General features: G+C 60.8%; 6 protein-coding genes and 2 pseudogenes. 5 read left to right on the forward strand and 3 right to left on the reverse strand.

Annotated features, from left to right (window positions below; all coding sequences use genetic code 11):
• The first annotated feature begins 84 nt into the window (after nt 1-84).
• On the forward strand, nt 85-1,527 hold the full coding sequence (gene mgtE / locus ACNFCJ_RS10600; RefSeq protein WP_160020292.1) for a magnesium transporter: 1,443 nt from the start codon (nt 85-87) through the stop codon (nt 1,525-1,527).
• On the opposite strand, the pseudogene ACNFCJ_RS10605 reads toward mgtE, so the two are convergent.
• The 3 genes and pseudogenes from ACNFCJ_RS10605 to ACNFCJ_RS10615 all read right to left on the reverse strand — a co-directional run bounded on the left by ACNFCJ_RS10605 (nt 1,528) and on the right by ACNFCJ_RS10615 (nt 3,078).
• Nucleotides 1,528-1,988 (reverse strand): annotated as a pseudogene (locus ACNFCJ_RS10605) (nuclear transport factor 2 family protein).
• Nucleotides 1,989-2,014: 26 nt separating this feature from the next.
• On the reverse strand, nt 2,015-2,281 hold the full coding sequence (locus ACNFCJ_RS10610; RefSeq protein WP_416771250.1) for an Atu4866 domain-containing protein: 267 nt from the start codon (nt 2,279-2,281) through the stop codon (nt 2,015-2,017).
• 74 nt (nt 2,282-2,355) lie between these two features.
• Entirely contained in the window at nt 2,356-3,078 is a 723-nt protein-coding gene (locus ACNFCJ_RS10615) for an SDR family oxidoreductase (RefSeq protein WP_416771232.1), read from the reverse strand.
• Nucleotides 3,079-3,253: 175 nt separating this feature from the next.
• Between ACNFCJ_RS10615 and ACNFCJ_RS10620 the strand changes: the two are divergent.
• The 4 genes and pseudogenes from ACNFCJ_RS10620 to ACNFCJ_RS10635 all read left to right on the forward strand — a co-directional run bounded on the left by ACNFCJ_RS10620 (nt 3,254) and on the right by ACNFCJ_RS10635 (nt 7,068).
• Nucleotides 3,254-3,660, forward strand: a pseudogene (locus tag ACNFCJ_RS10620) (AraC family transcriptional regulator N-terminal domain-containing protein).
• A gap of 201 nt (nt 3,661-3,861) precedes the next feature.
• The gene (locus tag ACNFCJ_RS10625) at nt 3,862-4,119 is read left to right on the forward strand and encodes an OadG family protein (protein WP_416771234.1); all 258 of its coding nucleotides are present in this window, start codon (nt 3,862-3,864) and stop codon (nt 4,117-4,119) included.
• A gap of 23 nt (nt 4,120-4,142) precedes the next feature.
• Nucleotides 4,143-5,921 carry a sodium-extruding oxaloacetate decarboxylase subunit alpha gene (gene oadA / locus ACNFCJ_RS10630; protein WP_416771235.1) on the forward strand — a complete coding sequence of 593 codons (1,779 nt, stop codon included), beginning with the start codon at nt 4,143-4,145 and terminating at the stop codon, nt 5,919-5,921.
• 10 nt (nt 5,922-5,931) lie between these two features.
• On the forward strand, nt 5,932-7,068 hold the full coding sequence (locus tag ACNFCJ_RS10635; protein WP_416771237.1) for a sodium ion-translocating decarboxylase subunit beta: 1,137 nt from the start codon (nt 5,932-5,934) through the stop codon (nt 7,066-7,068).
• The last annotated feature ends 250 nt before the right edge of the window (nt 7,069-7,318 follow it).

The raw sequence follows: 7,318 nt of genomic DNA on the forward strand, positions 1-7,318 counted from the left end.
GTTACTCAATACTCCCCTCGCACAATCGTGTAAGACCTGATTGATCCCCTTTGGCGTGCCCGCCAGCTGGGGGTGGAGCGCGCTATGACAGAAGTAGAAGCCAAAAAGCCGCAAGAGAGCTTGCAGGATCGCCTGGCCCAGGTGATCGAACTGCTGCATCGGCACAAACTGGTCGAAGATCTGACTCACCGTCAGGAAGGCCAGCATCACGACCGGGTCGAGAACCTGGTGCATCGTCAGAATCTCGTCGAGCTGCAGCGCAAGCTCGAAGATCTGCACCCTGCGGATATCGCCCACATCCTCGAAGCCCTGCCGCTCGATGAGCGTCTGACCGTCTGGCAACTGGTCAAGGCCGAGCGAGATGGCGACATCCTGCTGGAAGTCTCCGACGCGGTACGAGAAACCCTGATCGCCGACATGGACGATCACGAGATTCTCGCTGCAGCCAAGGACATGGACGCCGACGAACTCGCTGACCTGGCCCCGGAACTGCCGCGCGACGTCGTTCATGAGCTGATGGAGTCGCTCGACGCTCAGCAGCGTGAGCGTGTGCGCTCGGCCCTGTCCTACGAAGAGGATCAGGTCGGCGCGCTAATGGACTTCGAGATGGTCACCATCCGCGAAGACGTCAGCCTGGAAGTGGTTCTGCGTTACCTGCGCCGCCTGAAGGAGCTGCCGGGCCATACCGACAAGCTGTTCGTGGTCGATTACGACGGCGTGCTCAAGGGTGTGTTGCCGATCAAGCGTTTGCTGGTCAACGATCCGGATAAGCAGGTCGGCGAGGTCATGGCCGACGATCCGGTGAGTTTCCACCCGGACGAGGACGGCTACGACGCCGCTCAGGCGTTCGAGCGTTACGACCTGATTTCCGCCCCGGTGGTGGACAAGAACGGCAAGCTGATCGGCCGTCTGACCATCGACGAGATGGTCGACCTGATCCGTGAGGAAAGTGAAAGCGAAGTGCTGAACATGGCCGGTCTGCGCGAGGAGGAAGACATCTTCGCCTCGGTGTGGAAGTCGGTGCGCAACCGCTGGGCCTGGCTGGCGATCAACCTGGTCACCGCGTTCCTGGCGTCGCGCGTGATCGGCCTGTTCGAAGGCTCGATCGAGAAGCTGGTGGCGCTGGCGGCGCTGATGCCCATCGTTGCCGGTATCGGCGGCAACTCGGGCAACCAGACCATCACCATGATCGTACGCGCCATGGCGCTGGATCAGGTCAGCACAGGCAATACCAAGCGCCTGGTACGCAAGGAACTGGGTGTTTCCCTGATCAATGGCATCCTCTGGGGTGGTGTGATCGGCGCCGTTGCCTATGGGCTTTACGGTAGTTGGTCGCTGGGCGTGGTGATGACCGCGGCAATGACCCTCAACCTGTTACTGGCGGCGTTGATGGGGGTGCTGATCCCCATGACCCTGGCACGCCTGGGGCGTGATCCGGCCATGGGGGCCAGTGTGATGATCACCGCCATGACCGACAGCGGTGGTTTCTTCATCTTCCTGGGGCTGGCGTCGATCTTCCTGCTGTAATCAGTTCATCAGCTCGACCAGCCGCCAGGTATCGAGAAAGGCCGTGACCCGAGTGATCCGGCCATTCTCCAGCTGCATGTGCCAGGAGTAGCTGTTCTCGTAGCGGCTGCCGTCCTGGCAGTCGCCTCGCCATCCCAGTGCACGACCACGTAAGGCCCTTGCGCCACTATCTGGCGGACGGTGGGTACGATGGGCGTGGCCAGTTTGTCAGTGATGGGTTTGACCGCATCTTCCATGAACGCCTCACGCGTGCGGTAAGTCCCGGAGGACGGGCTGCTACCGGCCACGACCCAGACGGCGTCATCGGCGAGCAACTGGAAGATGCCGCCCTGGCCGGCGCGCCAATCATCGAAGGCTTTCTGAATCAGGGCCTGATTGGCCGCGGTGTTGTCGTTTGCCCAGGCCGGGAAGCAGAGTGAGGCGCTCAGTAGCAGTGCAATGACGATTTTTTGCGTGTTCATGGTTTTTTCCTTGGCTGATGGGGGCGTTACTCGTCAGTTGAGGTGTTCTTGCGGCGCAGCACCATGCCGCCGTGATAGAGCACGTCGTCGATGAATTCCCCGTCGGCGGTAAAGCCGGTGTCGTCGACATAGTCGATGTGGTTGCCGGTGACGTGGTAGTTGCCCTGGTAGGCGCTCTCGCGATTCCCGCGTGCCTCGTCATAACGGCCGTTGGCCAATAGCTCATGGCGAACATGGCCGTCGTCCGTTACCCACATGCCTACATAAGGATGTAAAGGCTCGGGTGCTGCCATTACCGCGTCGGGTAGCAGGGCGCCGCTGATCAGCATTGCCGCGACGGTGCTCTTCGCTGACATGGTGTTCTCCATCAATAAGGGCTGGCGGTGGGGCGCACGATCAGCTCGCTGACGTCGACGTCATCGGGTTGTTCGACTGCATAGGCCACGGCGCGGGCGATGGCGTCTGGGGTGATGGCGACGCGACGGAACGCTTTCATCGCCTCGCGCGCACTGGCATCGGAGATGCTGTCGGCCAGTTCGGACTCGACCACGCCGGGGCAGATGGTCGTGACGCGTATACGCTCGCTTTCCTGGCGCAGGCCGTCGGAAGTCGCCCAGACGGCATACTTGGTGGCGCAGTAGACCGCTGCTGTCGGCGATACGGCGTGGGCGCCGATGGAGGCGATATTGATGACCTGGCCGCGCCCGCGCTCTTCCATGCCTGGTAGTACGGCGGCAATACCATGCAGCACGCCCCTGATGTTGACGTCGATCATGCGGTCCCACTCGTCCACCTTCAGGGCGTTGAGCGGCGACAGCGGCATGACTCCGGCATTGTTGATGATCACGTCGACGGGGCCGTGCTGCGCTTCGGCATATTCGACGAAGGCCTGCATCTCATGCAGTTGGCTGACGTCGAGGGTGAGGCAGGAGGCGTGTTGACCTTGTGCTTGCAGTTCTTCCACCAGTACCTGCAGGCGCTCGATGCGCCGGGCGCCGAGTACCACGTGATGGCCCAGGCTTGCCAGATGTCTGGCGATGGCTTCGCCGATACCGCTACTGGCGCCGGTGACTAGGATGACTTTGCTCATGTCGATCTCCATTGCGTTCTGGAGAGTCCATGCTAGGCAGGGGTAGGCCGGTTGCTAAGTCTCGTTACTCTTTCGATATTGCCTGTTTCTATTGAATGCTTCCTGCAATGTCCGGGTATTGATAACGAGTCGAAAGCGGCGCATGAGCATGAGTCCTGAGAGCATCAAGCAGCGTATGGTCGAGCTGATGCTGCGCTTGGTCCCCGAGGAGGGGTACACCGCGGCGCAGCTCGACGGCGTTACCTTGATGCGCTCCCGGTTACCCCGGCACTGTATGAGCCGAGCATCGTGATCGTGATCCAGGGGCGCAAGAGCGGGCTGCACGACGGCAACCTGTACGTATACGACGCGCAGCACTATCTGGTGCTGGCGCTGCCTTTGCCATTTTCCATCGAGACCGAGGCCAGCGCCGAAGAGCCGATGCTGGGTGTGGCGCTGCGTGTCGGGTATGAAAGTCCGTCGCAGTTCAGTCGAGAGTTCAAGCGCCTGTTCGGGCGTACCCCTGGCGATGAGACGCGTCACTTCAAGACCCTGCTGAGGCTTGCTCCTGCCGTTGCCGGCGTGGCGCGCTCCGCATCCTGATACTTCCCTCGCAGGGCCTTTCTGCTTCTTTGGTAGTGGATGCCGATAAACCACTACATAAATAGCCCGTCCGGCCCTTTTGGCATTTGCTTCAAACGCTCGTTTCACGCTAAGGTTCGCCAGCTTTGCCCAGGCGCTGACGCTGGGCGCTCCTATTCAATAATGAACGCAGCCCGCGAGCTGCTGGCCAAAGGAGCCAAGATGACCCCCAGTGAACTGCTGCTCGAGGGTGTCGAACTCATGCTGTTCGGCATGGGCTTCGTCTTTGTCTTTCTGGTGTTGCTGGTGGGTGTGGTCAGTCTGATGTCAGGGCTGATCGCGACCTTCGCACCGCCCGCGCCGAGCCCGGCCATTTCTTCTCCAGCACCTAGTGCCAGGTCCGCCAGCCATGAGCCGGACGCAGCAACACTGGCCGCCATCCAATCCGCCATTGCCCAGCACCGCGCACGCCGCGGTTGATCAGGTTCAGAGGGAGTACCTGCATGACTGCCGTGAAACAAGCACTCGGAATCACCGATGTGGTGCTGCGTGATGCGCATCAGTCGATCCTGGCGACGCGTGTTCGTCTTGAAGATATGCTGCCGATCGCGCCCAAGCTCGATCAGGTGGGCTTCTGGTCGGTGGAGTCCTGGGGTGGCGCGACCTTCGATGCCTGCATTCGTTATCTCGGCGAAGATCCCTGGGAGCGCATCCGTGAACTGAAGAAGGCCATGCCCAATACCCGCCAGCAGATGCTGTTGCGCGGGCAGAACCTGTTGGGCTACCGCCACTACGCAGATGACGTAGTGGAAAAATTCGTCGAGCGTGCCGCCGTCAACGGCGTCGATGTGTTTCGCGTATTCGACGCGATGAACGATCCGCGCAATCTGGAAACGGCGCTCAAGGCCGTCAAGCAGCAGGGTAAGCATGCCCAGGGCACCATCTCCTACACCACCAGCCCGGTGCATACGCTGGACATGTGGGTCGATCTGGCCAAGCAGATCGAAGACATGGGCGCCGATTCGGTGGCCATCAAGGACATGGCCGGGATTCTCACGCCCTATACCGCCTTCGAGCTGGTCTCACGTCTGAAGGCCAGTCTGGCCATTCCGATCCATATGCAGTGCCACGCAACGGCTGGGCTGTCGTCGGTGGCCATCCTGAAGGCGGTGGAAGCTGGCATCGACAACGTCGACACCGCGATTTCCTCGCTGTCGATGACCTACGGTCATTCGCCGACCGAGTCGGTGGTGGCGATGTTCCAGAACACCGAGCGCGACACCGGGCTCAACCTGGAGCTACTGGAAGAAATCGCTGCGTACTTCCGCGAGGTGCGCAAGAAGTACGCGAAGTTCGAAGGTAACCTCAAGGGCGTCGACTCGCGCATCCTGGTCGCCCAGGTGCCGGGCGGTATGCTCACCAACATGGAAAGCCAACTGAAAGAGCAGGGCGCCCAGGACAAGTTCGACCAGGTGCTGGCTGAGATTCCACGCGTGCGCGAAGACCTGGGTTTCATCCCGCTGGTGACGCCCACTTCGCAGATCGTCGGTACCCAGGCAGTGATCAACGTGCTCACCGGCGAGCGTTACAAGTCGATCACCAAGGAAACCGCCGGCGTACTCAAGGGCGAGTATGGCGCAGCTCCTGCTCCCTTCAATGCCGAACTGCAGGCCCGTGTGCTCGATGGTGCCGAGGCCATCACCTGTCGTCCGGCCGACCTGCTCGACGCCGAGATGGACAAGCTGACCGCCGAACTCAAGGGCATCGCTCAGGAGAAAGGCATCAAGTTGGCCGCCGACGAAATCGACGACGTCCTGACCTACGCGCTATTCCCGCAGATCGGTTTGAAATTCCTGGAGAATCGCGGCAATCCGGCGGCCTTCGAACCCGCTCCGACTGGTAAGGAAATGCCTGCTCGCGAGGCTGGCAAGCCTGAGGTCTACACCGTCGAGGTCAATGGCAAGTCGTTCGTCGTGCAGGTGAGCGACGGCGGTGATATCGAGGGAATCAAGCCCGTCGGTGGCGCGGCGAGCGCTGCACCGGCGGCTACTTCGGCTGCAGTGGATGGCGGCGAGCCGCAGGCGGCACCGCTGGCTGGCAATATCTTCAAGGTGCTGGTGCAGCCAGGCCAGGCCGTGGAGGAGGGCGAGTTGGTGATCATTCTCGAGGCGATGAAGATGGAAACCGAGATCCGCGCCTTCAAGGCCGGTACTGTCGGTGCTGTCAACGTCAAGGTCGGCGATACCGTGGTAGTAGGCGCTAGCCTGCTGACCATCGGCTGAGGGGCGCATAATGGAAAAGCTGCTCAAGCTCTGGCAGAGCACCGGCCTGTATCACCTGGAACCCGGTCAGGCGTTCATGATCGCGGTGTGCATACTGCTGATCTACCTGGCGATCAAGAAAGGCTTCGAGCCTTTGCTGTTGATTCCTATCGGCTTCGGCGGGCTGATGTCGAACATTCCGGTGGCCAACATGGCGGAGGGTGCGGGTTTTCTGCACCTGATCTATGAAGTGGGGCTGCCGACCAGCATCTTCCCGTTGCTGATCTTCCTCGGCGTCGGCGCCATGACCGATTTCGGTCCGATGCTGGCCAACCCCAAAACACTGCTGTTGGGTGCTGCTGCGCAGTTCGGTATTTTCGGTACGCTGCTCGGCGCCTTGGCACTGACTGCGTTGGGTATTCCCGGTATGGAGTTCACCCTCAAGGAGGCTGCCTCCATTGCCATCATTGGCGGTGCTGACGGCCCGACCTCGATCTTCGTGACCTCCAAGCTGGCGCCGCATCTACTTGGTCCTATTGCAGTTGCGGCCTATGCCTACATGGCGTTGGTGCCCTTGATTCAGCCACCGATCATGCGCGCCCTGACCACCAAGGAAGAGCGCGCCATCGTCATGCAGCAGCTGCGTCCGGTGGGGCAGACCGAGAAAATCATTTTCCCCATCGTGCTGTGCATTCTGATCGGGATGCTGCTGCCTGACGCCGCGCCGCTAATCAGCATGTTCGCCCTCGGCAACCTGCTGCGTGAGGCTGGGGTGGTCGAGCGTCTGGCCGACACCTCGCGCAATGCGCTGATCAATATCGTCACCATTTTCCTCGGTCTGACCGTGGGTTCGAAGCTGTCGGCCGAGGCCTTCCTGCAGCTCAAGACCCTGGGCATTCTGATGCTGGGCATGGTGGCGTTTTGCGCGGGTACGGCGGCCGGTGTATTGATGGCCAAGCTGATGAACCTGTTCAGCAGCAACAAGGTCAATCCGTTGATCGGTTCGGCGGGTGTGTCGGCCGTGCCGATGGCGGCTCGGGTATCGAACAAGGTCGGCCTGGAGGCCAACCCGCAGAACTTCCTGCTGATGCATGCCATGGGGCCGAACGTGGCCGGTGTGATCGGCTCGGCCGTGGCGGCGGGGGTGTTGCTCAGCTTCGTGGGCTGACAGGCGCGAAGTTCGCTCCGCGTCTTGCCTTGCCTAAATCCCGAAGGGAATGGCGGGCATAAAAAAACCGGCTCAACAGACTGTGTGAAAACCTAGCAGTCTGAGTGCAAGCTGAAGACAATGCCTCCATCAGTCGATGGGGGCATTGTCGTTTATGGGCTATATCCAAGGTGAAGATCGGCAACAAAGCAGCCTGTTTCCGCCGACATTGGAAGAGCTGGTTCCTGAGGATCATCTAGTTCGAGTCATC

The organism is Pseudomonas sp. NY15364, from assembly GCF_048068235.1.
Taxonomy (GTDB): domain Bacteria; phylum Pseudomonadota; class Gammaproteobacteria; order Pseudomonadales; family Pseudomonadaceae; genus Aquipseudomonas; species Aquipseudomonas mendocina_D.